The organism is Ferrimonas aestuarii (genome assembly GCF_005116665.1).
Classification (GTDB): Bacteria; Pseudomonadota; Gammaproteobacteria; order Enterobacterales; family Shewanellaceae; genus Ferrimonas; species Ferrimonas aestuarii.
Genome location: NZ_SWCJ01000002.1, coordinates 57,859 through 83,956 on the forward strand (window position 1 = coordinate 57,859; position 26,098 = coordinate 83,956).

20 protein-coding genes, 1 tRNA gene and 1 riboswitch are annotated in these 26,098 nt (G+C 51.9%); of the genes, 10 read left to right on the top strand and 11 right to left on the bottom strand.

The window, feature by feature from the left end; genetic code table 11:
- The first annotated feature begins 2 nt into the window (after positions 1 to 2).
- From FCL42_RS03200 to FCL42_RS03210, 3 genes are read left to right on the top strand one after another with little or no spacing between them, the layout of a single operon-like run.
- Positions 3 to 2,090, top strand: a complete 2,088-nt coding sequence (locus tag FCL42_RS03200) for an SLBB domain-containing protein (RefSeq protein ID WP_136861945.1) — start codon at positions 3 to 5, stop codon at positions 2,088 to 2,090.
- Positions 2,087 to 2,749, top strand: a complete 663-nt coding sequence (locus tag FCL42_RS03205; RefSeq protein WP_136861946.1) for a hypothetical protein — start codon at positions 2,087 to 2,089, stop codon at positions 2,747 to 2,749. Before FCL42_RS03200 ends, FCL42_RS03205 begins: the two co-directional genes overlap by 4 nt.
- A gap of 44 nt (positions 2,750 to 2,793) precedes the next feature.
- Positions 2,794 to 4,224, top strand: coding sequence for a sigma-54-dependent transcriptional regulator (locus FCL42_RS03210; RefSeq protein WP_136861947.1), 1,431 nt, complete (start codon positions 2,794 to 2,796; stop codon positions 4,222 to 4,224).
- On the opposite strand, the gene FCL42_RS03215 is transcribed toward FCL42_RS03210, so the two are convergent.
- Positions 4,181 to 5,215, bottom strand: coding sequence for a glycosyltransferase family 4 protein (locus FCL42_RS03215; RefSeq protein WP_136861948.1), 1,035 nt, complete (start codon positions 5,213 to 5,215; stop codon positions 4,181 to 4,183). The genes FCL42_RS03210 and FCL42_RS03215 overlap by 44 nt on opposite strands.
- Positions 5,216 to 5,323: 108 nt before the next feature.
- Here FCL42_RS03215 and FCL42_RS03220 point away from each other — a divergent pair, with 108 nt between their 5' ends.
- A complete protein-coding gene (locus tag FCL42_RS03220; RefSeq protein WP_136861949.1) occupies positions 5,324 to 5,662 on the top strand; it encodes an Hpt domain-containing protein in 339 nt (112 codons plus the stop codon).
- A 227-nt stretch (positions 5,663 to 5,889) separates the two neighbouring features.
- Positions 5,890 to 7,215, top strand: a complete 1,326-nt coding sequence (locus tag FCL42_RS03225) for a dicarboxylate/amino acid:cation symporter (RefSeq protein ID WP_136861950.1) — start codon at positions 5,890 to 5,892, stop codon at positions 7,213 to 7,215.
- On the opposite strand, the gene FCL42_RS03230 is transcribed toward FCL42_RS03225, so the two are convergent.
- The gene (locus FCL42_RS03230; protein WP_169308272.1) at positions 7,212 to 8,087 is read right to left on the bottom strand and encodes a gluconeogenesis factor YvcK family protein; all 876 of its coding nucleotides are present in this window, start codon (positions 8,085 to 8,087) and stop codon (positions 7,212 to 7,214) included. The genes FCL42_RS03225 and FCL42_RS03230 overlap by 4 nt on opposite strands.
- Positions 8,088 to 8,236: 149 nt before the next feature.
- Between FCL42_RS03230 and FCL42_RS03235 the strand changes: the two genes are divergently transcribed.
- Positions 8,237 to 8,310, top strand: a tRNA-Cys gene (locus FCL42_RS03235).
- A gap of 572 nt (positions 8,311 to 8,882) precedes the next feature.
- Here the strand turns inward: FCL42_RS03235 and FCL42_RS03240 are convergent.
- The 3 genes from FCL42_RS03240 to FCL42_RS03250 all read right to left on the bottom strand — a co-directional run bounded on the left by FCL42_RS03240 (position 8,883) and on the right by FCL42_RS03250 (position 12,045).
- Positions 8,883 to 9,449, bottom strand: coding sequence for a xanthine phosphoribosyltransferase (locus FCL42_RS03240; RefSeq protein WP_136861952.1), 567 nt, complete (start codon positions 9,447 to 9,449; stop codon positions 8,883 to 8,885).
- Between the two features lie 9 nt (positions 9,450 to 9,458).
- Positions 9,459 to 10,829 carry an NCS2 family permease gene (locus tag FCL42_RS03245; protein WP_136861953.1) on the bottom strand — a complete coding sequence of 457 codons (1,371 nt, stop codon included), beginning with the start codon at positions 10,827 to 10,829 and terminating at the stop codon, positions 9,459 to 9,461.
- A gap of 139 nt (positions 10,830 to 10,968) precedes the next feature.
- Positions 10,969 to 11,068, bottom strand: a riboswitch (purine riboswitch).
- An 86-nt stretch (positions 11,069 to 11,154) separates the two neighbouring features.
- Positions 11,155 to 12,045 (bottom strand): LysR substrate-binding domain-containing protein, encoded by an 891-nt coding sequence (locus tag FCL42_RS03250; protein WP_136861954.1) that lies wholly within the window; start codon positions 12,043 to 12,045, stop codon positions 11,155 to 11,157.
- A gap of 108 nt (positions 12,046 to 12,153) precedes the next feature.
- Here FCL42_RS03250 and FCL42_RS03255 point away from each other — a divergent pair, with 108 nt between their 5' ends.
- The gene (locus tag FCL42_RS03255) at positions 12,154 to 13,110 is read left to right on the top strand and encodes a TDT family transporter (RefSeq protein ID WP_136861955.1); all 957 of its coding nucleotides are present in this window, start codon (positions 12,154 to 12,156) and stop codon (positions 13,108 to 13,110) included.
- A gap of 129 nt (positions 13,111 to 13,239) precedes the next feature.
- Here FCL42_RS03255 and crr read toward each other — a convergent pair whose 3' ends face one another.
- The 4 genes from crr to cysK form a co-directional block, all read right to left on the bottom strand.
- A complete protein-coding gene (crr, locus tag FCL42_RS03260; RefSeq protein WP_136861956.1) occupies positions 13,240 to 13,746 on the bottom strand; it encodes a PTS glucose transporter subunit IIA in 507 nt (168 codons plus the stop codon).
- 2 nt (positions 13,747 to 13,748) lie between these two features.
- Positions 13,749 to 15,449: a putative PEP-binding protein gene (locus FCL42_RS03265; RefSeq protein WP_136861957.1), complete on the bottom strand. Its 1,701-nt coding sequence runs from the start codon at positions 15,447 to 15,449 to the stop codon at positions 13,749 to 13,751.
- Positions 15,446 to 15,703 carry an HPr family phosphocarrier protein gene (locus FCL42_RS03270; RefSeq protein WP_136861958.1) on the bottom strand — a complete coding sequence of 86 codons (258 nt, stop codon included), beginning with the start codon at positions 15,701 to 15,703 and terminating at the stop codon, positions 15,446 to 15,448. Before FCL42_RS03270 ends, FCL42_RS03265 begins: the two co-directional genes overlap by 4 nt.
- 207 nt (positions 15,704 to 15,910) lie before the next feature.
- Positions 15,911 to 16,882 carry a cysteine synthase A gene (gene cysK, locus FCL42_RS03275; RefSeq protein WP_136861959.1) on the bottom strand — a complete coding sequence of 324 codons (972 nt, stop codon included), beginning with the start codon at positions 16,880 to 16,882 and terminating at the stop codon, positions 15,911 to 15,913.
- A 338-nt stretch (positions 16,883 to 17,220) separates the two neighbouring features.
- Here cysK and FCL42_RS22075 point away from each other — a divergent pair, with 338 nt between their 5' ends.
- Together FCL42_RS22075 and FCL42_RS03285 are read left to right on the top strand one after the other, a co-directional pair.
- Entirely contained in the window at positions 17,221 to 18,084 is an 864-nt protein-coding gene (locus tag FCL42_RS22075) for an RDD family protein (protein ID WP_136861960.1), read from the top strand.
- The gene (locus FCL42_RS03285) at positions 18,062 to 19,303 is read left to right on the top strand and encodes a diguanylate cyclase (protein ID WP_229359766.1); all 1,242 of its coding nucleotides are present in this window, start codon (positions 18,062 to 18,064) and stop codon (positions 19,301 to 19,303) included. The genes FCL42_RS22075 and FCL42_RS03285 overlap by 23 nt, the downstream gene beginning before the upstream one ends.
- A gap of 62 nt (positions 19,304 to 19,365) precedes the next feature.
- On the opposite strand, the gene FCL42_RS03290 is transcribed toward FCL42_RS03285, so the two are convergent.
- A complete protein-coding gene (locus FCL42_RS03290; protein WP_136861961.1) occupies positions 19,366 to 21,627 on the bottom strand; it encodes a carbohydrate binding family 9 domain-containing protein in 2,262 nt (753 codons plus the stop codon).
- Between the two features lie 83 nt (positions 21,628 to 21,710).
- Positions 21,711 to 22,418, bottom strand: a complete 708-nt coding sequence (gene cysZ, locus FCL42_RS03295) for a sulfate transporter CysZ (RefSeq protein ID WP_229359778.1) — start codon at positions 22,416 to 22,418, stop codon at positions 21,711 to 21,713.
- A 207-nt stretch (positions 22,419 to 22,625) separates the two neighbouring features.
- On the opposite strand from cysZ, the gene smc reads away from it, so the two are divergent.
- Positions 22,626 to 26,084, top strand: coding sequence for a chromosome segregation protein SMC (smc, locus tag FCL42_RS03300; protein ID WP_136861963.1), 3,459 nt, complete (start codon positions 22,626 to 22,628; stop codon positions 26,082 to 26,084).
- Positions 26,085 to 26,098: the final 14 nt, after the last annotated feature.

The window sequence follows — 26,098 nt, forward strand, 5'->3', positions numbered from 1 at the left end:
TCATGCCGGTTTTGTTGCTCCTCGTATCGCTATTGTTCTCTGGATTTGCTCTAGCTGAAGAGGAGCGTCGGCTGCAACCCGGTGACGCCATCACCATCGTTATGCCTGGTGAGCGCGCGTTTGATAAACCCTTTACCTTAGATACCGAGGGTAAGATCCGTTTGCCTGAATTGGGCCGAGTCAGTTTAAAAGGCAAAACTCTGCCCGAGGCCAAAACCGCACTGAAACTGGCGCTGTCTACGGTATATCTGTCGCTGGAGCAGTTCGACCTTGAACTGGCCGAGCGGCAGCTGCTGATTCGAGTGTTGGGCTACGTTAATGCGCCTGGGGAGGTGTTGCTGCCAGCCGATGCCAATGTGCAGATGGCCATTGAGGCTGCCGGAGGCTTGCGCCCTGGGGCTCAATTAGACCGGTTGCAGGTGCAGCGCCGTCAAGGGATAGAGTTTTTTGACTATAAGGCTTATCTGGACAGCGGTGATGAATCGAGCCTGCCGCGTTTGCAGAGTGAAGATCAGCTGTTTGTGCCGGCGTCTCCCTTGACAGGCAATGTCGAAGTGAATTTTGATGCCCGGTCTCTGATATCCGGAGGGGACGCTGGCGATGAAGAGCAGGCGATCACTCTGTTCGGTGAAGTGAGAAATCCCGGCAGCTTTAGCCTTAAAGAGCCGCTTTCGGTGGTAGATGCCCTCATGCGCGCCGATGGTGTAACCCGTTATGCGGATGTTAGCCACATTCGAGTGATCACCGATAATGTGCCTTACTTATTTGATCTCAAAGCCTATTTGGACAGCGGTGACACCAACACTTTACCTGCGGTAAAGGCGGGTACCCTTATCTATGTGCCGATTCAGGTAGAGGTGGTGTCGAAAACCAAGCGTACCGTTTACGTAATGGGTGAGGTTCAAGCGCCGGGAGCTTATGAAACCGGCGACCAAGTGACGTTCTTGGATCTGCTGGCCAACGCTGGCGGCCCAACTCGATTTGCGGAAACCCGTAATATTCGATTGCTACGTCAAGATCAGGAGGTGGTGGAGGTCAATCTAAGCGCCTACACCGAAAGTCAGAATGCGGCACCGTTGCCTGATATTTTGCCCGGCGATGTGATCTTCGTGCCGGAGAAAACCGACGTGAATGAGAAATCCTGGCTTAAGATCCCCAACGACCGGGCAGTTAAGATCATCGGTGCCATGAAAAAGCCGGGCCGTTATGAGTGGGATGATGGCATGTCATTTCTGGATCTGTTCGCTCACGCTGGTGGGCCAGAGCAGCATGCCAATTTGGCGGAGATTGAGATAGTCAAAGAGGACGGCAGCAAAACCGTTTTCGACCTCGATAAATTCATCAAACAGGGGGGCGCATTTGCTAGCCTGCCAGTGTTGGTAGCGGGTGATACCGTGGTGGTTAATGAGCTGCCTTGGGATCCTACGGACAACAAATCCTCTTGGGTTCGCCAAAGCCCTGAGAGTTCCATCTATATCTTTGGTCAGGTGGGCGCGCCGGGGCGCTATGCCTTTAACAATCAGTTGGGCTTCTTAGACATTCTCGCCGCGGCAGATGGCCCAACGGATAAAGCCGATCTGGGCCAGATCCGCATCACCCATCGTGATGGTGAGCAGGCCCGAGTGACTCAGCTTAATTTAGCCCGTTACTTTGAAACTGGCGATGAGAGCGTACTGCCTGTGGTGAAACCTGGCGATACCATCTTTCTGCCTCAGCGGGAGCGCCAATGGCTAGAAAAGCCGTCGAATCAGGTCGTTCGCATCATGGGCGCGGTACAAAAGCCGGGACGTTATAGCTTCGATGGCTCGATGAATCTGCTGGATCTGCTGGCGGAGGCGGGCGGGCCAACGGACAACGCCTACATTGAAAAGATCATTGTGGTTCAGCACAGCTGCTGCTCTGCTCAGGCGCGGGTGTTTGATCTGCAAGCGTTTGTCACTGACCCCAATTACGCCTCCATTCCTCTGGTTCGCCCAGGAGATACCGTATACCTGCCTAATGAAGATCAGTCTAACTGGCATGTGTTCATCAATGGCGTTCGCGACGCGCTGAGCATCGTCGCTCTGTTTGCCTTGGGAGCGGCCATATGAGTAAGCGTGGGTTGACCAAAACGGACGATAAAGTGTTAGCGGCCATCAGCCTTGCCATGGAGCAAAACCAATTGGCGCAAGTGGCGGTGGTTGCCTTGTCCGATGCTAAGGCGTCTTCCAATTTGTGCCGCCGACTGGCAAGCCGATTTCAGCGGGCTAACCGTGAAGCCTTATTGGTAGAAACCCTAGTGGACTGTCACGGAGGGCAGCAGTGGCACTTTGATGACATCTCTTGTCACCAAGCCATTGAGGAACATAGTAGTTTTGATCGTCTGCCCAGTTGCAGCCATCAGCAGCACCCCGTTACTCGTGAAGATCTGGAGCACGCATTGCTGCGGCTTCATCAAGAATACCCAGTTATTGTTGGGGATGTGGGCACCTTGCAATCGCCAGACGCAGAAGCCTTTATCGCTGGTTTTGGCGCCGTGGTACTGGTGGTTTCCGCAGGCGTCGATGAGGAGCACAGCGTTAATGAGGCGATGCAGATGTTCCGCTGTTTCGAGCTGCCGGTGTTGGCGGTGGTGATGGAGCACGGCAGCAACCCCCGTCTTGGAAAACAGTTGGCGGGCTCCCTTCGGCGTCGTAGCTGGGCAAAAAAATTGGCGGATTGGTGTGAAAATTGTAATTGGATGAATGGATTACGTAGCAGTCTTGGATAAATTTTCTATACTAGGGTAAGTGGAAAATTTTGGGGGAGACGCGCATGGATGCGAAAGCCACTCAGGTGCTTCTGGTTGAAGACACCGAATCGATCGCTCGGGTTTATCAGGGCTACCTAGCCAGCCAAGGACTTAATTTTACCCACGTTTCAACCCTTGCTGCGGCTCAAGAAGCGCTGCAGCGAAAGCTGCCTTCTCTTATTCTCCTTGATCTCAACTTACCGGATTCCAACGGTCTCGAGTTGCTCAGGCAGCTTCATGACAGCGGCTGCTCCGTGCCCGTAATCGTGATCACCGGCCATGGCTCTGTGGATACCGCCGTGGAAGCGATGCGCCTTGGCGCTTATGACTTTGTTTCTAAGCCCGTTGAAGCAAGACGATTACAGGTGTCGGTGGCCAATGCCCTTAAGTATTACGCGTTGAACCTTAGGGTCAACGCCATTGAGACTGAGCAAAACCGCAACCATTTTCATGGTTTTATTGGCGCATCGAGTGGCATGCAAGCGGTGTATCAGATGATTGAACGCAGTGCCGACAGTCGCGCCACGGTGTTTATTCTTGGGGAGAGTGGCACCGGTAAAGAGGTGTGTGCCGAAGCCCTTCATCGTGCCAGTAAGCGGGCGGAGCAGCCGTTTGTGCCGCTAAATTGCGCTGCCATTCCCAAAGAGCTGATTGAAAGCGAGCTGTTTGGCCACAAAAAAGGCGCGTTTACTGGTGCACAAAAAGATCGGACCGGCGCGGTGATGGCCGCCGATGGTGGTACGTTATTTTTGGATGAGATCTGTGAGATGGAGATCGATCTGCAGGCGAAATTACTGCGATTTTTGCAATCGGGAACCATTCAGCCTGTGGGCAGTGACCAACTGGTGGGTGTGAATGTTCGCGTGGTGTGCGCCAGTAATAAGGAGCCATGGAAGCAGGTGGAGGCGGGGCTACTCCGAGAAGATCTGTACTACCGATTACACGTGGTGCCCATTAATTTGCCACCCCTTCGTCAGCGAGGTAATGACGTCTTGCTGCTGGCGAAACGCTTCCTGCAAGAGTATGGCCTAGAGGAGGGCAAAGCCTTTGCGGGCTTTAGTCGTCAGTCGGAGTGGGCGTTAACCACCTACGCTTGGCCGGGAAATGTGCGTCAATTGCAAAACGTGATCCGCCAAATAGCGGTGATGCATCCAGGGGGAAAAGTGGCCTTGGAAGATCTGCCAGCTCCGGTCAATCAGGTAGCTGACGTGGCACAAAAAGAATCAGAAGACGGCGCACCAAAACAGTTTGATTGGAGCAAGGACACCATCGAAGTAGGCCAGGTGGCAACGATTGAGTCGCCCTCGCTGACCTCTCTGGCGGATATTGAGCGTCACGCCATTGAGCAGGCCATTGAGCAGTGTGATGGCAATATCACTCAAGCGGCAGGTATGTTGGAAGTGAGCCCCTCTACCATCTATAGAAAGATGCAGGCTTGGCAGCAGATAGACTGATCTGATAGGCCTGCTGGCATAGGGCAGTGGTTTCCTGCCCTAGCCAGTGGGTTTCGATTCGCGCCCGGGCGTTGTGTGACAGTTTAACTCGATGCTGATAAGGTTGAGCGCAGTAATGTGCTATTGCGCTGGCCAACAGATCCTCCTCTTGCTCATCAACCAGAGCCCCAACTTGGTCATCGATAAGTCGGCTAAGATCCCCCACATTAAATGCCACTACGGCAACACCGGCGGCCATCGCTTCTAAGGCGACCAGAGGCAGTCCCTCGTATCGGGAGGGAATAACTAAAAGATCCAGAGCGGCGAGGCGTTCACGTAAGTTGGTTACATGACCGTGATCGTTGATGTTACTGCCAGTCAGGCAGTGTTTGAGCTCACCATCACCAAAGCTGTGCCAGCGGTGCATGGGAAGCGTCGAGCTCAAGCGGCAGAAGCGGTCAAAGCCTTTGTCGTAACAATATCGCCCGGCAAAGCCTATGTGTAATTGGTTGCGATTGGGCGTGTTGTGAACTTGGGCCGGATTGACAAAGTTCTTGATGATACGGCAGCGCTGCTTCAGCCTCGCCGCAATGGGGCGCGATACCGCGAGGTTAATACTTAGGGGGCTTAACAGCGTATCGAGCTGATTGTATGCCCAAATTCGCCCCTTGCCGGTTTCGCCTGCATGATGGGTGCTGATGACGGGCTTGTGACCAAGGGCAGCCAGTCGGCACAATATTCCCGCTTTGTAGCCGTGGCTATGGAGCAGATGCGTTTGGTTTAGAGATTTTAGACGCTGCCATTTATGCAAAATGCTTCCAGAGAGTTCAAAAAAGGGAATTTTTTGCAACTTGAGTTGAATTTTGAAACTAGACTTGGGGTAACAGCCTAAAATCATGACAGAAACTTGCCAGCTTTCGGCGACGAGTTTGTGGTAAAGCTGGCAGATGTGAGCCTCAATGCCACCAAAGTCTTTGCCATCAACCACAAGTACTAGGGGGATTTTAGTCATGAAGCTTCTCCTATTGGCGACGTCGTCTCAAAGGGGGTTAGGCTGCGAACCCTATTTAGAAACAATGCAAACCAGATGCCAGATCAACGGATTTGAGAAGGAGTCGAGATGGCCGTAATACTGAACGAAACCTGTATCGATAATTTGGCTGCCGATGCGGGTGAAGATCTGTTGGGTGAACTGATCACCGTGTTCATCGATGAGATGGAGCATCGTCAAGAGCAGGTTCGAGAAGCGAATGTGATGGGGCAATATCAGGAATTGGCGCACAGCATCAAAGGCTCTGCGCTTACCTTTGGTGCCGATGCCTTAGCGGAAATTGCCAAAGAGATTGAGCATCGCTCTAAAGATCAGGATCAAGAGGTTACGGCCAAATTGCCGGAGCTGGAACTGTGCCTGAAACAGACTCGTGAGCAGTACCAAAATTATCTGAATAAACTTCCCTAGGCGGTCTAAAACCTCATCTCCTGGCGGCTCCACGGTGAGCCGCTTTTTGCGTTACCTACAATGACAATTATCCCAAATTGACCCGGGCCATGGCCTTATGGCGTTACATGCGCTTTCGATTGCTTAACCTTTGGGCAAACGGGTAAACTGGATTGGACATTACTTAATTAGATAGCTGATTAAATTCAAAAAATTCGCGAGCATCTTCAAATATCAAGGATAGATAAATGAGCTTGTTTAACCAAAGCGTTCCCAGTCGTTATGGCAACGTGGGGGTAGAGCACCTTGCTGGCCTAGTCAGGCGGCAATTGTGGATACAGATCTTGATTGCTCTGGTGCTTGGGGTCAGTTTTGGCAGCTGGCTGTCACCGGAGGGCGGTCAAGGGGTCAGCAGCGAGGTGGCCTACACCGTTGCTGAGTGGGTAAAGCTACCGGGCACGGTGTTTTTGAATATGATCCAGATGGTGGTGATTCCTTTGGTGATCAGCTCCATCATGTTGGGCGTGGGCGGCGGAGAGGATCGCACCAAAGTTCGCTCCATTGGATTGAGAATCGTTCCCTATTTTGTGTTGACCACCACCCTTGCGGTCAGCATTGGCATTGGTTTGGCACTGTTGGTACAGCCTGGCGGCTATGTGGATATCGACAGTCTGATGGCCCATTCTGATTTAGCTAAGCCGGTTACCGTTGCGGTGGCCAGCGACATCTCGATTCCTCAACAGATCTCAAGCCTCATCCCGACCAATGTGACCCGTGCCATATATGAACAGAGTATGTTGCAACTGGTGATCTTTTCTATTTTCATGGGGCTGGCGATGGCCAGTGTTGACGCCAAGCAGGTGGGAGCACTGCGCTCCATGGTTGAAGGGGTTCAAGAGATCTCCATGAAGGTGGTGGGCTGGGCGATGTTGTTGGCACCCTATGCGGTGTTTGGTCTGCTGACCGACATCAGCATTCGTGTCGGCCTTAAGGTGTTGCTGGGGATGTCTGTCTACGTGGGAACGGTGCTGTTGGGTTTATTCTGCCTTTATTTAACATACTTGGTTCTTGTTAGTCTGTTGGCGCGCCGACCGGTAGGACCGTTTGCCAAGGCCGCGCGCTCAGCGCAGCTACTGGCGTTTTCCACCTCAAGCTCGGCTGCGGTGATGCCGCTGTCACTGCAGACGGTGCAAAATGAGTTGAAGGTGGATGAGGAAACGGCCAAGTTTGTGATTCCCTTAGGTGCCACCGTGAATATGGATGGCACCGCTCTGTACCAAGTCATTGCTGCGCTGTTCTTAGCGCAGATCTTCGCCATTGATCTCAGCTTTACTCAGATTATCCTACTGGCCGTCACCACAGTCGGGGCTTCCATCGGTTCGCCATCCACTCCCGGTGTGGGCATTGTCATTCTGGCGACGGTATTAAATAGCGTCGGCATCCCCGCAGAGGGGATCGCATTGATTCTTGGGGTTGATAGAATTTTGGACATGTGTCGCACCTCAGTAAATGTCACCGGCGATCTGGTGGCCTGCACTGTGATGCAGAGATGGACCGCAGGCAGTGATAATTAAGTTCTTGTGACGTTGTTGGCCCAGTGAATAATGGTGCGACTTAAGTTATCCAAATGATGGTATGGGGTCTGTGGTTCGGTTAGAGGGGTGAGAATCTGAGAGCTTGAGATGCGCTCATGGTCGCCGTGAGCGAGCACGGTGGTGATGGTGACACCGGTTTGACTTTCGATGAACTGCTTTTGCTGCTCAAGTGTTAGGGCGCCAATTGGACTGGACTCCTTGGCAAGGTTAGCTATCCATAACACCGGAATTTTACATTCCACGATGGTACTGGCGATCTCTGGTACCAACAGCGATGGCATTACGCTGGTCATAATGCTTCCAGGACCAATCAGCACACAATCGGCCTCGCTGAGTTCCTTTAAGGCACTTTCGCAGGCGGGAACCTGCGGCGTCAGGCTAAGTTTTAATGGCAATTTTGGCGCGCTATCAATGGCGGTTTCTCCGGTGATGGTGTCACCGGAAGCATAATGAGCCTTTAGATGCACCGCTTGATCGGACATCGGCAGCAACGACTGTTCCACGCCAAGTAATCTAGACAATAGCTCAATGGCGTCACTTGGAGTGACACACAGGTTATCGAGTGCCAACAGCATGAGATTGCCAAGGTTGTGGCCGGCCATGGGGGAGTTCTCTTCAAATCGATAATCTAAAAGCAATTTCCCAAGATGATTGTCATCCACTAAGTGGCTTAAGCAGTTCCTGATGTCGCCAAATGCGATGCCGCCAAACTCCTGTCGTAGCTTTCCTGTCGAGCCACCGTTATCGGTGGTGGCAACAATGGCACTCACCTGTTGTGTGGATTCACTGAGAGAGGACAGAACTCGGCTTAATCCATGCCCGCCACCAATGGCAACGATCTTGTTATTCAAGTGTGCACTTCCTATGCGTAATTGGTTGAATAAAGCGTCGTTTTTGCTTTACTTCAAAATTATAGCCTCATATTAGCAAGCAGAGCTTGCTCAATCGAGTGTGGTTTGTTTTAATGCGCGGCGTCCCACAGCGTTGGACAACAATTTGAGGCGCCTTGGCAGAGTGGCTATGCAGCGGATTGCAAATCCGTGGACCTCGGTTCGACTCCGGGAGGCGCCTCCACTTTTTAGACAAAACCACCTTTTAGGGTGGTTTTGTTGTTTTTGCGTTCTGCATACAGAGATGGCTGGGCTTAAGGATTGCAAATCCGTGTCCACATCTTGGGGTCATCGACTTCGGGAGCGCCTCCACTTTTTAGAAAAAACCACCTTTTAGGGTGGTTTTGTTGTTTTTGTAGTCCGCATACAGAGATGGGGGGGCTTAAGGATAGTAAATCCGTGTTCACATCTCGGGGTCATCGACTCCGGGAGCGCCTCCACTTTTTAGACAAAACCACCTTTTAGGGTGGTTTTGTTGTTTTTGCGTTCTGCATACAAAGATGGGTGGGTTTAAGGATTGCAAATCCGTGTCCACATCTTGGGGTCATCGACTCCGGGAGCGCCTCCATTATTCTAAGTAAAACCAGCTTAACGGCGGGTTTTGTAGTTTCTACGGTCTGCATACAAAGATGGGTGGGCTTAAGGATCGCAAATCCGTGTCCACATCTCGGGGTCATCGACTTTGCGTTGCCAGCGAAGCCGTCTTTTGAGCCGGGTGGAAACGCCCCACCGAATGGCAAGGGCGTCAAAACTGGGTTAGTCAAATCGAATTTCAGGCTCCAGCTCCGTCAATCGAGCCAGAGACAGTAGGGGCAGGGACAGCTCCTCAGCAAACTGATGTCCCGCCTGAAACGCTTTTTCAATCACAATTCCCAGTCCCGCTAACTCCACATTGGCCTGTTGGCAAACGCGGTACATGCCTAAAAGGGCTTGTCCGTGAGCCAGAAAATCGTCAATGAACAACACTCGCTCCCCAGCATTCAAGTGCGACTTGTCGCAACTGAGGGTGTATTCGGTGTTCTTGGTGAAACTTTTCACCGACGTGGTGTAGAGTTCGCGGTTATCCAAAATGCTGGCGGCTTTTTTGCAGATTACCAACGGCTTATTCATTGCCAGCGCGGTAAGCGTGCCAATGGCGATGCCTCCAGCTTCAATGGTGATAATGCGGTCGATATTTGCCCCTTTGTAGTGCTCGCCGATGGTTTGAGCACACCAGTTCAGTAAGTCGACGTCCACTTGCTTGGTCAGAAATGCACTGGCATCAAGAGCCGCCGCGCTTTTTACCTGTCCTTGGGACAAAATTCGTTGTTGTAATGGATTCATGTGTGTCCCTTAAAGCATCAGTAGGTAAGCGATAAAAATGACGGATAACAGGTAGATAACCGGATGAACATCTCGGCCTTTTCCGGCCACCAATTTGGCAAAGGAGTAGGTGATAAAGCCCGCGGCCATGCCATTGGCCGGCGAAAAGCTCAGTACGGTAAAAATAATGGTAAAGAACGCAGCGATGCGACTGGCAATGTCATCCCAGTGAATTTCGCCTAGACGGCCAATCATGTAGATGCCAACTACGATCATTGCCGGTGCGACAATGGCGACGGAGAACATCGAGAAGATGGGATAAAGAAACAGCGACAGCAGAAACAGCAAGGCAACGGTTACCGCCGCCAGTCCGGTTTTGGCGCCTTGAGCACTGGCGATACCTGATTCAGAGAAACTGGTGATGGAAGTGGTACCCAGCACCGCACCGGCCATGGTGCCCCCCGCGTCGGCGACCAATGCCGAGCGCGCGTTGGGCACTTTGCCATCTTTGGTGATGATGCCCGCGTCGCGGCCAACACCAACGATGGTCGACATGCCATCAAAGAAATCGACGATGAAAAAGATCAGTACAATGAACAGCAGATCAAACAGTTTGCTGGAATCAAAAGCGCTGAAATTAAAGATCTGACCGAAGCTGGGCTCAAGACTCGGTGGTGCCGATAGCCACTGCTGGGGAAGTGGGGCAAATTGAGTGCCCAGCACCGCGTCACTGAGTAGGCTTAGCCCCATAGAGGTCATAAAGGCGATGAAGGTTGCCAGTTTGATATTGCGAACCATGCAGCCCAGCGCCACAAATAAGCTGATAAACGCGATGGCCACTTGGGGTTGGTGGATGTCCCCGAGACCGACTAGCACAAACGGGTTTGAGACTACGATGCCGGCATTTTTTAGCCCCAAAAAGGTGATAAACAGTCCAAGAGAGACGGTGATGGCCAGCTTTAAGTCTTCAGGAATGGCTTCAATTAACTGCTTTCTGAGGGAGGTTAGGGAGAACAGTAGATAAACTACGCCAGAAAGAAAGATGCCAAACAGCGCCTCGTGCCACAGCAGCGCAACGGAGCCGGAAAGTAGCATCCCCTTAAAAAAGCCATTCATGCTCATGCCCGGTGCCAGCATGACGGGATAGTTGCCAAATAGCCCCATGATTAAGGTGGCAAACGCCGCGGCGACGGCGGTTGCCGTAAAGACGGCGCCCTTGTCGATGCCGTCAATCCCGCCGAGTACCGCAGGATTTACCGCCAAGATGTAACACATGGCCAAAAAAGTAACGAATCCCGCGTAGAGTTCGGTGGTGACTGTGGTGCTTCGTTGGGTCAGTTTAAAGGTGTTGTCGAGCAGAGAACGCTCTCCCGCTCGATTCAAAAGTGTGGATAGTGCCAAGGTAATGCCTTTCGGTTAACTGTTTTCAGGGCAATTTAAAGGCGGTATCTCTAGGGTTTAGGACGGCAATCCCAAAGCTCAGAGTGTGGCGGTTGCTGCAAAATGCCTAGCAAGGTTATTGTCAATGCCAGTTAGCCACGGGATAGAAGGTGTCGACTGTAGTCACAAGATTGGGTCTTGTGGTAGAGACTTCCGGACCAGATTTCCAGAGATATACAGCGCCACTAAATTGTTGGCGCGCAGTGTACTTGGCTATTCCCATAACGCAATCCCTAGCGAGAAAAACGAGTACAAAATCACAGATTAAACAATGAATTCAGTGTTTTTATTTATGGACAGTCGTCCCGTCAATGTTCAGCGCTTCCAACAGATATTGCAGCTGAGGCAGCTGCTCAATGCCCGGAGGAAACACCACTGACAGATTTCGAACAATCGGGCTTGGCAGTGTGATGGCAGCCACTAAACCAGCGTCCAGTTGACGCAGGCAAGCCAGTTTCGACACTAAGGTAATGCCAAGACCTGCAATCACCGCGTTTATCACCGCTTCAATGGCACTGAGCTCTAAAACGATGTTGGAATGGGGCAGGTGGGGGGCCACAAAGTGATCAAATTGGTCACGACTGCCTGAGCCAGACTCCCGAAGTATCCATGGCAGCGAGGCCAATTGGTGCCAGTGAGCTTGTTGGCCTACTAAAGGGTGATCGGGGTGGGCAATGAGGATCATCTCATCTTGGCGCCAGATTCGGTGCAGCAACTCCGTGTGGATGCGATTGGTCTCCACAAAAGCCACATCCAGGTGGCGGTCATGCAGTTGCCGTTGAAGCTGCTCACTGTTTGCCAGAATCACTTCCGGTAAACTCCACGACTTTGGCCAAAGACTGGCAATGGTGCCTGGAAGCAGATAGTTACCAATGGTGGCGCTGGCACCGATACGCAGCTTGGTGTTGCCTTTGCCCTGATGAAATTGCTCCACCAGTGCCTGCTCTCGAGCCAACAGCTCTTCGGCGACAGGCAGTAACTGTCTTCCATGGCTGTTAAGCAGTAATCGCCCCTGATGTCGCTCAAACAGCGGGCGTCCCAAGTGCTGCTCGAGGTTTTTGATCCCCTGGGACAGTGCGCCCCGCGTCAACGACAGCCTGTCGGCACTGGTACCGAGATTTAGGGTGTGGGCGACGTCCATAAACATTCTGAGTTGGCGCAGTGATAATGGATTCATTTAGAAATTCTATATGCATTATTTAAAAACATTCGATTTTATTATATGGATGGTGACCCGATAATGTCGACATCAACAATAAATGCGCTTAAGTCGAGGAGCATCATCATGACGGTTTTTGCTGCCATTCAACGTATACCAACCCCCATTGCTGGTTTGGCATTGGGTATCGCTAGCTTAGGATTTTGTCTAGATGGCCGTTTTGGTTTCAGCGGCGCGCTGGCTCTAGTAACGGCGTTGATCTCGTCACTATTATTGCTTGGGCTGGTTGCTAAATTTTCCTCTAAACCCGCTTTGCTTAAAGAGGACTTAAGTCATGCGGTGGTTGGCAGTGTGTTGCCGACTTCAGCTATGGCGATGATGGTTATTGCTGCCAGTATTCACGGGCAGTGGCCTCTGGTGGCAAACGTGCTTTGGCCGGTTGCTGTGGCGCTGCACCTCATTTTTCTATCCGCCTTTGCGTACCATCGTAGCCAGCAGGCGCTGTGGATGCACATGGTGCCTAGCTGGTTTGTTCCTCCAGTTGGCATCATTGTGGCTGCGGTAACCTGTCCTGAGCCAATGTTTGCGCCAGTGGCGACTGCGCTGTTGTATTTGGGAATGGTTGCCTATGCGGTACTGCTGCCGATGATGCTGTATCGACTGATATTCCACCCAAACATCGTAGAGCCTGCTAAGCCTACCATTGCCATTATGGCCGCACCGGCAAGCCTATCTTTGGCAGGCTACCTCAACATGGTCTCTGACCCTTCCCCGCTGGTGGTGGTGGTGCTTCTTGGGATTGCGATATTGATGACTTCGGTGGTATACGTGGCGTTCTTTCATCTGCTTAAACTGCCCTTTAGCCCAGGCTATGCGGCATTCACCTTCCCAATGGTGATAGGGGCTACAGCGATGTATCAGTGTGCAGCTTTGGCTGAGCGCTGGGGGCTGGAACTGAGCAGCCAATTGCACCAGATTGGAGACATTGAATTGCTGGTAGCCACCCTGGTGGTGGGATACGTCGCCTTTCGATACGCTCACGCTTATCGCCCAAGGTTTAAAGCATCATTACAACAGGCATAATTGCCGAATGAATCAGCTCTTCTGAACTGAGCCAATAATGATGCGCAATGGTATAAAGCAGGACATCGCTTCAAACACCAACAAAAAGGCCTTGCATCTAGCAAGGCCTTAACGTTTAACTGCGAGGGACTAGAGGTGTACCTGCAGCACAGGATCTTTGCCACCAACCACCTCACCCTGATGTTTATCTAGGGCCTTCACATCTTCCATATTGGCGATAACCAGAGGGGTCAAAACGCTTTTGGCGTGCTGGCTTAAGTATTCGAGATCAAATTTAAGGATGGGATCTCCCGCAACCACTTTTTGGCCTTCTTGGGCGATGCGTTCAAAGCCATTACCCCGCAGTTCGACGGTATCGATACCAAAGTGAACAAACAGTTCAAGTCCTTGGGGAGATTCGATTGAGAAGGCGTGGTTTGAGTCGAAAATTTTACCGATGGTGCCGTCAATTGGCGCACAAATGGTGTCGCCGGTGGGATCGATGGCAACTCCGTCACCGATAATACGCTCCGAAAACACCACATCAGGGACAGTTGATAATTCAACTAATCTGCCTGAAATAGGGGACACAACCGTAACGCCTCCACTTGGCGGACTGTTTTTGATCATTCTTTGCATACGGCTAAAAAATCCCATGCTCACCTCATCTGTTCTGATTTTTGATTTGAGTGTGTCTGCAAAAATTCGCTAACTAAGTTATCCAGCTCTTGATTAGTATGGCACTTAAGTGCCTGTTCAAGCAGAGATCGACATTTGGATAGCTCAAACTTAGTAATGGCGTCGCAAATGTGCGGCAGTTGAGGAACCGGCATAGAAAGTCGGTTAATCCCTAACCCAAGCAAAATAGGTAAGGCTTTGATATCGCCTCCTAATTCGCCACATAATCCTATAGGGAGTTTATGCTGTTTTGCCACCGTTGTAATCTGTTTTAGCTGACTGAGTAAGCCTAGGTTCAGGGGCGGATAGAGTGTCATTAGCTGACTGTCCAACCGATCTGCACCGAAAAGGTATTGGTTCAAGTCGTTACTGCCAATGCTAATGAAATCGATCAGATCCGCCATATTGGCTAAGTTCCATGCGCAAGCTGGCGTTTCCACCATGATACCCAGTTGCGGTCGTGGCAGTTTGAACTGGGTTAACAATGGCTCAAGTAACTCCAGGAACCAGATCAACTCCTCCCGTTGATTCACCATGGGAAGCAGCAACTTGATGGGCGCGTTTTGGGCAACGTTTAGCAGGGCAGTTAACTGTTCTTGATACAGCTTGGGGTCACGCATGCCACTTCGAATACCACGCCAGCCCAAAGCGGGGTTAGCTTCTTCCGATTTACCCAGTTGTTTGTCACTGCCAAAATCAAACAGTCGATAGGTGATCGCTTCGGGGTGCATCGCCCGTGCGAAGGTTTGATAGGTGGTTTGCTGTCGAGCGGCATCTGGCAGAACCGACTGCCCAAGAAACAGCAGTTCGGTACGAAGCAGATCAATCTGATGCCAATGGATGTTGGACAGCGATTTGAGCTCCGCGGTGCTCGCAATATTGGCACCTAGATGAATGGCATGGCCGTCTTGGGTCAGAGCGGTCGGCGTTGGTGTGGGTAAGGCATCCGTCTTTATGCTTTCAAACAGCGCTAAATTTTCGTCGCCTGGGTTTACCACCAGCAGTTTTCGAGCGCCGCACACCAGTATAGGGCGGCCAGCTAATCCTTTAGGCTGCCAATTAGGCAGTCTTACCACAGGAATGCCAGCACCTCTAGCCAAAATGGCTAGGTGGTCTTGACTGCTGCCTTGGGCAATAACAAGCCCGGCAATGTTATCCATCGCCAGAAACTCCGAAGGCAAAACTTGCTCGGCAATGACGATGCTGTTTTCTGGAAGCGTTTCTGGGCAGCGGCTAGGGCGGTTTTGTGCCAGCGCGATGAGATTGCGACAAAGTCCTCGTAGCTCAGCGGCGCGTTTAGCCAAGTTGGGGTCATCGAGCTCTTCGATGTCGGCAACCATAGGTTCGAGGACGTTGCTGATGGCATGGGGTATCTTGCAGCGATGGCAGCGGATTTGATGTTCGAATTCTTCGATAAGATCCGGATCTTGAAGCAGCATGAGATCCGCTTCTATCAGCTCCTGACCCGTAGTATCGGCTTTCTCAAGTAGGCCTTGCCACTGTTGGCACTGGTTCTCTAACAGGGTATTGAGCTTAGAAACCTCTTGCTCGACCTGCTCTTGAGCCAGCTTACGTCGGTCCAGATACAGATGCTGAGGTGGCAAAAAGACCCCTGTACCAAGCGTCGAGCCTGGCGACAGCATCTCAATGGCATAGAGTTGTTCGGCGGATTGGTTGTTCATTGCCAGCTGGCGACCAGTTCACAGAGTTTGGCGATCGCTTGTTCAGCGCCGGGACCTTCAGCACTAAATTCGATGGTGCTGCCTTGGGTCAGATTCAAGGTTTGCAGGCGGTAGAGGCTTTTGGCACTGGCGCGTTTGCCACTGCAACTGACTAGAATGTCACCGCTGAACTCTTTGGCCTGTTTCACTAAAAGTGCCGCAGGGCGAGTGTGAATTCCGTGCTCAGCGTTGATTACAACGGATTGACGATACATGGGTTGGTACGTAGTTCAAAAAGTGAATTCAGCATAAGCGTCAACAGCAGAGCGGTCAACCTTATCCCTTGATGTGCAACAAAAACGCCGGTGATTGTGCATGCCATCTCGCAAAATCAATTGGCAAATTCGAAGCCGATTAGCCATTTGGCCTTAAAACCAAAAAGCCACCCGAAAGGGTGGCTTAATTGATATCGGTTTATCTGATTACTGCTGATTTTCAGAGTCGGTGAACACGCCTTGGAACAATACCGAGGACAGGTAACGCTCACCACTGGATGGCAGAATCACCACAATGGTTTTGTCTTTGAGCTCAGGCTGTGCTTCCAGCAGCTTGTTAACCGCTACCACTGCCGCACCAGAACTGATGCCCGCCAGAATGCCTTCCTCTTCCATCAGGCGACGTGCCATGGCAACCGCATCATCGTTGCTAACGCTAACCACTTGGTCAACCATCTCAAGGTCAAGGTTGCCTGGAATAAAGCCGGCACCGATACCTTGAATCTTGTGTGGACCAGGCTTTATCTCTTCGCCTGCTTTGGCTTGAGCGATAACGGGAGAGTCTTCTGGCTCTACGGCAACAGAGAGAATTTGCTTACCCTGTTTTAGCTTCAGGTAGCGGCTGGTACCCGTGATGGTACCACCGGTGCCAACGCCGGCAACCAATACGTCCACTTCACCATCGGTGTCTTCCCAGATCTCAGGACCTGTGGTCTGCTCGTGGATTGCTGGGTTGGCAGGGTTATCAAACTGTTGAAGCAAAACAAATTTTTCTGGATCGCTTGCTTGAATCTCTTCCGCTTTAGCCACCGCACCTTTCATGCCTTTGGCACCTTCGGTCAGCACCACTTTGGCACCAAGGGCTTTAAGCAGCTTACGACGCTCCAGACTCATGGTATCAGGCATGGTTAGGGTTAGTTGGTAACCGCGAGACGCGGCAACGAATGCCAGAGCGATACCGGTATTGCCTGAGGTGGGTTCAATGATCTCTTTGTCTTTGGTCAGGACGCCGCGCTTCTCGGCATCCCAAATCATGCTAGCGCCAATTCGGCACTTAACACTAAAGCTTGGGTTTCGGGCTTCTACCTTCGCGAGTACTTTGCCTTCGGTGACGCGATTGAGTTTGACCAGAGGGGTATTGCCAATGGTCAACGAGTTATCTTCATAAATTTTAGCCATTATCGCTGCTCCGTTGCGAGGGATTGAGGTCGGCAATTTGCCGAATCAGTGTAGACAGAATAATGGCTTAGCGCGAAGGGGGAAGGTTTTGATCGTTATCCCTTATATCCTAATGGAATAACGCCTGTGTATTTTACTTATATGGTGCCGAATGTGGTGGCAACGGTTTCATTTGTGTTAATTTTTGGGGATTATCTAAGCCTTATACTTTGCTGGTATTCGGCCCATAAGGTCACGTTATGTTAATGCGCGGAGCCTAGTACCTTTGAGCGCGACCAGATCCAAGAGATGGGCTTGTTTTACAGTTATAGCCATGTTGTCTTTACTCACGGAAGATTATGACTAATTCAACTCAACACCCTAATGCTCAGGATGCTTGCGCGCTGCAACCGGATCCCAGAAACATCATTACCCAAGATGCGTTTCAGGTATCAGAGCGCTTGCTTAACCGACCTTTGGCGTCGCCAACGCGTCGTGCATTAGCCCAATGCATCGATCTGCTCGTCGTGGTGATGTTGGTGGAACTGCCTGAATCGCTGCTATTTTCACTGGTCATTGGCTTAGCCTGGGTGCGGTTTACCAAACGAAAGCTGCGCAGCAAAATGACCAGCTTGTTGGTGGTTACGCTGTCGGTCTGGCTGGTATTGATGGCTCTGTCCGGGTTTGAAGATTACGATCAACATTCAAGCTTTCAACAGATTGAGGCTCCTGAGATTAAGGAAGCGCAGTGGGATGCTGAGCTGGAGACCCTTGAACCAATTCAGAAAGAATCCAGCCTTAAAGGCATTTGGCGTGAGTTTAGCTTTATCGGCTTGGCAAAGGGTCTGATGAGTGATCTGGGCCTTGGCCTTGGCTGGGCGTCTTTCTATTACACGGTGCTGCATGCGTGGTTTCATGGCCAAACATTGGGGAAGCGGGTAATGGGCATTCGGGTGGTGCAGTTGAGTGATGAGCCCCTATCACTTTGGGATGGGTTTGGTCGTTATGGTGGCTACAGCGCAGGCATTGCTACTGGATTGACTGGATTTTTACAGGTATTTTGGGATCCTAATCGTCAGGGGATTCATGACAAAATTGCGTCGACGGTTGTGGTTGACCTAAGAAGCCAAGCTCGAAAGCAGGCTCGACAAACAAGACGATCACTAGAGATAAGTGACGATAATAATAAGGAAATTAAGCATGATCCGAGTATTGGTCGTTGAAGACTCAAGTACCGTCACCAAAGTTCTCTCTCACCTGTTTGCCCAAGACTCATCCATTGAGGTGGACTTTGCTGCCAACTTTGCCGTTGCCAAAGCGCTGACGGAGCAGAATGAGTATTTTGCCGCGGTTTGCGATCGCTGTTTGCCCGATGCGCCTGATGGAGAGGTGATTGAGTGGACGCTCGCAAAAGGCTTGCCCACCATCGTACTGACGGCACGTATGGATGAAGAGGAGCGTTGCCGGCTCCAGGGCCTTGGGGTCGTAGACTACGTGTTTAAGGAGAACCGTTTTTCCTATCAATATGTGGTGCAGTTGGTGCAGCGGCTTCACCGAAACCAGAACTATCGCGTGCTGGTGGTGGATGATTCTCAGGTGGCCCGAAAGCAGGTCAAAGATCTGTTAGAGCGACACCTCTTTGAGGTGGTTGAGGCCGATGGTGCCGCGGCAGCCATGGTTCAGCTGGCAACCGGCGAGTTCACCCTGCTTATCACCGACTATGAGATGCCAGACACCAATGGCGTAGAGCTCATTTGTCAGGTTCGTGAGCAGCTAAAGAAAGAGACCTTGAGCATCGTTGGCCTCTCTGGCCAGGAGGAGGTGTCTGCCAAATTCATCAAATATGGTGCCAATGACTTCCTACGAAAACCCTTTTTTGCCGAGGAGTTTTACTGTCGCATCAACAGTTTGATTGAAGCCCAGGAGCTCAATCAAAAACTGTGGCAGCGCGCCAATTTGGATTACCTGACTGGGGTTGCCAATCGTCGTTATCTGATGAGCCAACTCGCAGACTTAGCCCTGCAAAGTAAAGGGCAAGGCGTTTGCCTCGCGATGCTGGACATCGACCACTTTAAATCAATCAACGATCGCTACGGTCATCAAGCGGGCGATCAGGTACTGCAAGAGGTGGCGAAAGAGCTAAAGCAGAGCCTGAAACGCTTCATTGTTGGCCGTGTTGGCGGCGAGGAGTTCGCCGTAGTGATGCCTGGATTGACCGGAGAGCAGGCGTGGCGATTGATTGAGGCGATTCGCCGAAAAATCAGCTCTATGGTGCTTAACTGTCAGGATCAGCAGATTCAAATCAGTTTCAGTGCTGGCATCTGCGAAGCCAACGATAACATTGAGATAGACGAGCTTTTTGCCAGAGCCGATGAGGTGATGTACCAAGCCAAAGAGGCGGGGCGTAACTTAGTGCTCTTAGAAGAGCCTGAAACCGCGTAGTGTTTGCAAACAGTAAGGCCCAGCAGTTGCTGGGCCCTTTTATTTCGGCTTATGGCAACTGTTTACAGCAACCAGGCGTAACTGAATTTGGCAAATACGCTACGGTTGGTTTGCGTCAGGCTATCGAGGTTGTCGTCGTCGAAACGGCCGTCGGCATAGCCTAAATAGAACACCGTTTGCGGGTTCAGTTTGTAGCCATAGAGAAGCTCTGCCTCTAAGCTCTGCTCGTCGGCATCATAACCGGGCCGAGTGTACAGGCTCAGATCCCGTTCAATGTCGGTGTAGATGGCGGTCAGTCTTAAGAAGCTGTACACGTCAAACTGCCAGCTTAGCCGCAGATCGGTGAGGTTGGCGGTAAATAGGGTGCCGCCGTCCACATCAAGCTGCTTCCACAGATGCTCGAGCTTCAGCTTTAGCTGGGAAACCGGGCGCCAATTAATGGCAGGATTGATCTCTATCGACTCGCCTAATTGATTGTTGGCAAAGTCAATTTCATCGCCTATGTCTAAGTCAACGTCGACATCTAAGTTACCGATTGGGGTGAACTCTAGAGTCAAACCGCCGTAGGTTTCATCGAACAGGGGCGCGTTGCCATCGATGGCCAGACTGTCGGCATTTTCCCGGCGTCCCCGACGCTCTCGGTCTCCCACATAAAGGTGGAAGTAGCTCTGCCACTTGCCGTTACCGGAGAAATAGATCTCCGCTTCCTGCTCGATTAGTTCACCAGCGTTGTTTTCCGTTCGGTCAACGTCACCGCTTACCCTCAGTTTGTTAAAAAAGTGGCCGGTTGGGTACCAGTTGTATCCGCCGCCAATAATGGCCTTGGCGGAGTCGACGGTATCGATAAAGCCCAGATCGGCACGAAAGTCGTCATCGGCGTGGCGATAACTGGCGAAGGCGTTCCAGTCTCGCTCTTCATGGTTTAGTCCCACCTCATAACTGATCCCTGATAGGTCATCTTTAGACTCTGCACGCAGGCGCGCTTCGCCGGAGAGACTAGCGGCGAGGTCGTCTGGATATTGAGTATCTGAGCCAATCAGCACAAAGGTGAGGTAATCCTGAGCGCTAAAATCGATGCGCCCGTCTGTGGCTAGGGTGTAGTTGTGGTAATCGCCACTGGTTCGCGCAGTGGCCAGCATGCCAATGGTGAGGTCATCGCTGTAGTTGTAACGGTAGCGGCCGGCAAAGTTCTGGCTGTCGTCGCCAAGACTGGCGAGGGAGGAGCCGAGGTTGCCGGGCATCAGGAAGTTGGTCTGCTCATCTTTGGTTTGCAGAATTCCGAAACTGTGCTTTTGACGACTGCCGCTCAGTTTAACTCCATACTCGGGCTCCGCCAGATTTCGCGTGTGGATCAACGACTCATAGGTATCAAACAGATCGGCGTTATCGAGGTAGAAAGGGCGTTTTTCTGGGAAAAACAGCGCGAACGTGGTGTTAACATCCAGTTGGCCTGAGTCCGCCTCAACCTGAGAAAAGTCTGGGTTTATGGTGGCGTTGAGTAGTGTATCCGGGGTGATGCCCCAGCGAATGTCCATGCCAACGTCGACCTCATCCTCTTTGCTCCAAGGTGACTTGTCGTTGCGGCGCTTTTCGTCTTGCCGCGCGGTGAGGGTTGGGGTGATCTGCAGCTGCTGGCTGGCTTTGAGATCCTTAAGTCCGGTTAGCGGCACCATCTGACACAAAGTACAGGCCAGGTTTCGATCCAATGGCGCAATGGAGAGGCGATGGGTTTCGCTGCGGGGATAAAAGCGCACCAGTTCGATGCCCCAAGTGGGGTTAGGATCTGTGTCATCGAAGTTCAGAATTCGCAGGGGCAGAGCCACTTCGACCTGAAAGCCACGCTCGGTAATTTTGGCGCCGGTCTGCCAGATGCCGTCCCAAGCATCACTTTCGTCTCCGGTTAGCTCGTTCTCAATGGAGTCTTCTTGCACGCCATAGGGGTTTACAAAGAACTGATAGGCCAATCTTCCTTGGCCAGAAGGGTCGAGTTTGATGCCAATCATGTCGTCGCCCCAGGCATTATCTCGGTCGGAGAGATTTGCACGAATGGCGGAAGCATCTGGGTCGCGGGCATCGAAGGCAAAATAGAGCGTATCGCCATCGGTCATGGCATAAGCAAAAGTTTTAACCGGTGCGGGGGTGTTCTCATTGGGGCTGGTTTCCACGATCAGCTCAATGGGCGTCGCCTTGGCCCACTGGGGTTCATCTAGGTTGCCATCGATGGTGAAGGCTTGATCGGTGTGGGTCAGTTGAACTTGTGGGAAAACAGGAAAGGCCAGCATTAAAGCAGGCAGCGTTGCCAAAGCAAGCTGAGAGCGGGTCATGTTGCATCCTTGTAAAAAATAACGCCGAAATTTAGGGAAACTCCGGCGTTAGATATTTGGTTATTTTAGTTTTAAGTTTTTGTTTATGAAGGGTCTATCTTACCAAGATGTTTATCAACCCACAACGCAGTGGCACCGCAGATCGCCACCGGCATCACGATTAAGTTAACAAAAGGTATCATAGCAAATGCCGCCGCAGAGGCACCAAACGCCATCGATTCCCCTTTGCGGCCGCCCAGGGCATCTCGCATGGTTCCAAAGGGAATTTTGTGGTTGTCGAAGGGGTAATCCAGATACTGAATCGCCATCATCCATGCACTGAACAAAAACCACAGCAGAGGGGCCAGAGTTTGGCCGATGCCAGGAATCATGAACAGAATCAGGAGCAATAGGGCGCGAGGAAGATAGTATTTTAGCTTTATCCATTCGCGGCCGAGAACCCGAGGTACGTCTTTGACCGTGTCCATGACGCTGTCGTCATTGCCTTTGCCGGTTAAGCGGCGCTCCACCTGATCGGCGAGCAAGCCATTAAAGGGGGCAGCAATCCAGTTCATTACCGAGCTAAAGATAAAGGAAAACACCACCAACACGCTGACCACCGCGAGAGGCCACAAAAACCAGTTAAGCCAATCTAGCCAACTGGGGATCGTTGCCATCAGCTCGTCCATCCACACGCCTAACTGGGTAAACAGCCAATAAAACGCAGCGCCAAACAGGATAAAGTTGACACTCAGAGGCAGCAAAACAAAGCGGCGCAGCCCCTTGGTTCGAATTAAATCGAAACCTTTCATAAAGTAACTGGCGCCACTGGCACCTTCAGGTAGAACGCGGCCTATCACAGACTTGCTCCAATAAAAGAGAAACTTAAGCCATTTTGCGGTGTGGATGCGGCCAGCGTCAACTTTTCGGTTGTTGCTGGCTGTTACAAAGTGGATTGGCTTTTGGTAAAGTGTCAGATTAACTAACCCTATTGAAATTGTTGAGAATTTAACCATCGGATGCGGCTAAAACAGATAAAACTTGCCGGTTTCAAATCCTTCGCCGATGCCACTAAAGTGCCATTTCCGTCGCAGATGACCGCCATTGTTGGCCCGAACGGCTGCGGAAAGTCCAACGTTATCGATGCCGTGCGTTGGGTATTAGGCGAAAGTAGCGCGAAAAACCTGCGCGGTGATGCGATGACCGATGTGATTTTCAACGGTTCTAATTCCCGGCCTGCCAGTTCGGTGGCCAGTGTTGAGCTGGTGTTTGACAACAGCAGTGGTCGCATCGCCAGTCAGTTTGCCAAGTTTAATGAGATCGCCATTAAGCGACAGGTGAGTCGAGATGGGGTGTCCAGCTATTTCCTCAATGGCAACAAATGCCGCCGTCGCGACATCACCGATATCTTTATGGGTACCGGATTGGGGCCGCGCAGTTACGCCATCATTGAGCAGGGGATGATCTCTCGCTTAATTGAATCTCGGCCGCAGGAGCTTCGCGTCTTTATTGAAGAGGCTGCGGGGATCTCCAAGTACAAAGAGCGGCGACGGGAAACAGAAAACCGCATCCGCCATACTCGAGAGAATTTGGAGCGTCTTGAAGATCTGCGTTTGGAGCTTGGCCAGCAGTTGCAACGTTTGCAGCGCCAAGCGGACGCCGCTCAGCGCTATCGAAAACACAAGGCCACGGAAGGGCAGCTTCAGAACCAACTGTTTGCACTGCGCTGGCGGCAACACAGCGACCGCATGACGCAGTTGGAGCAGCAGCTTGCGGAAAAGCAGGCTCAGCATCAACAGCATCAAGCGGCGCAGCAAGGGGATTTGACCGCCATCTTAAAGCTGGAACAACAGCAGGCGGATCTCAAAGCTGAGGTGGATGACCGGCAACAGCAGCTGTTTGGCATCAGTAACGAAGCGACTCGCATTGATCAGCAAATTCTGAACGCGAAGCAGCGCTATCAGCAGCTTCATGAGGAACTCATCAAAACTCGGCAGCAGCTCAGTGGTGATGGAGAGCGTCGGCAAACGCTGGAAGCGCAGCGAGCTCAATATCTTGAGCAGCGTGATCAGGCACTGCCTGAACTTGAGATGGCGCAAGAGGCGCTGTTTGAACTCGAACAACAGAGTGAATCCTTAACCCAGCGGCATATGGAGCAGCAGGGCGCTCATCAGCAACTGGCTGAACAGGCGCGCCGCTCCCGTACCGATTGCGAGCTACTTCAGGTGAAAAAGCAGGGGCTGGAGCGCGAGCTTGGCTCGGTGAAGGCTCGATTGGCTCAGTTGCAGTCGCAATTGGCTGAACATCAATTGAGTAATGACGATGAGCTTGCCCAGTTAGAGGAGCAGTTGCAGGTCACCAAGGAGCAGATTGCTGAGCTTGAGTTACTGCAGGAAACTGAGCAGGAGCAACAGCAACGGTTGCAACAGCAACTGGAGTCTCAGCAGCGACAGCTTAGCGCTGTTGACCATCAACAGAGTCAACTGACGGCGACCATCGCGGCCAATAATACCCTTTTGTCCGGCTTATCCCAGGTACTGCCCGAAGACGCCGCCACATTGCCTAAAGTGTGGCAGCAGCTTGAGGTTGTCCCCAAATGGCGACACGCGCTGGATTGGGTTCTGGGCGAGCGTTTGCAAGGGGTGATAAGTCAAGAGCCACTGCCCGGCGTGTGGCGATTTGATGATGAAATCTGCGACGAGCAAGTTCGATCATCGTCAGCAACCGCCATCAATGGTCTACCGACGCTCCAGAGTATGGTGACCACGTCGCTGAATCTGTCGCCATGGCTGCAGGGCATTCTGTGCGCTGATACTTTAGCGGAGGCTAAGGCTCTAGTTGGCAAATTAGAGGTGTGGCAATCGGTGGTAACGCTAGATGGCCATTGGCTTGGCGTGGGCTTTGCCTACCAAGTGAGTGAGCAGCAGGTTAGCGTATTATCGGTAGCGGATGAACTGGAGCGTCAACAGCAACAGCTCGCGGCATTGATGCCTCAAGGTGAACAGCTGCGTGAGGCCATTGTCGTCACCAAGAGCGCGCTTGAGCAGGTCGCGCGTCAGCTATCTCAAGGTAAAGATCAGTTAAAGCAGGCCAGCGGTCAACTGATGCAGCAACAGCTGGCCTACCAAAAGGCGGAGCAGCAGCGCTTACATCGCCAGCAAAATAAACAGCAGCTAGAGCTGCAGTACCAGGAGCTGGCAGATCAGCAGCAACTGCTGGCAGAGCAAGCGCTTGAGCTGGAACTGGAATTGGACAATGCGCTGGAGCACAGTGAAGGGCTAAGCCAGCAGGCCGAGCTCGCTCAGCAAACGCTGAGCGCGGCGGTGCAGCAGTCTGAAGCCAGCCGCCAACAGCATCAACAGCAGCAACAGCGTATTTCGCAGCTGCGAGTGGAGCTTGAACGCCTTAATGCCAACATCGAAGGCATTGAGGCGCAATTGGCGCAGCAGCAGCAAAATCTGAGCTTGTGGCAACAGCGGCTGGAGGAAGCTGAAGAGGCTCAAGCCCAGTTGACCGACCCTTTGGCCGAGTGGCAGGAGCAGCTACAGCAGCAATTGCAGATAAAATCGGACGTCGAGCAACAGGTGGCGCTGCTAAACCAGAAACTGGCGCAAGTGGAAGAACAGTTGGGGCAGATCAACGCTTCCAACCGCGGCCAAATTGCCCAGTTAAAGGCTTTAAGTGATGCCATCACCGAATTAAAGATGGAACACGAGGGCTTGCGTGTTCAAGCTCAGGGTCAACTGGATCTATTGGCGGAGAACGACGTTAACTTGCAGCAAATTCTGGCCACGCTGCCAGCGGATGCGGCACTGGCGAACTGTCAGGCTAAACTGGAGCAGGTTCGTCAGAAGATCAAACGTTTGGGTGCCATTAACCTGGCGGCCATTGAGGAGTATGAACAGCAATCCGAGCGTAAGCGCTATCTGGATGAACAGAATCACGATTTAACGGAGGCGCTGGAAACCTTAGAAGCGGCAATCCGGAAAATTGATCGCGAAACCAGACAGCGCTTTAAAGCCACCTTTGATGAGGTGAATGACGGGCTTGGGGAGCTATTCCCTAAAGTCTTTGGCGGTGGCAGCGCTTATCTGGCGCTGACGGACAACGATCTGCTGGAAACTGGGGTGACCATCATGGCTCGCCCACCAGGGAAAAAGAACGCCACCATTCATCTTCTGTCTGGTGGTGAGAAAGCATTAACGGCATTGTCACTGGTGTTTGCCATCTTCCGACTTAATCCAGCACCCTTCTGTATGTTGGATGAAGTTGATGCACCGCTGGACGATGCCAACGTTGGCCGATTCTGCCGATTGGTAAAAGAGATGTCGGAATCGGTTCAATTTATTTATATTAGTCACAATAAGGTCAGTATGGAGATGGCCGACCAACTGACAGGGGTAACGATGCACGAGCCAGGAGCGTCGCGCATTGTTGCCGTCAATGTAGAAGAAGCCGCAGCCATGGCTGAAAGTTAATTAAGGGTTCCAAG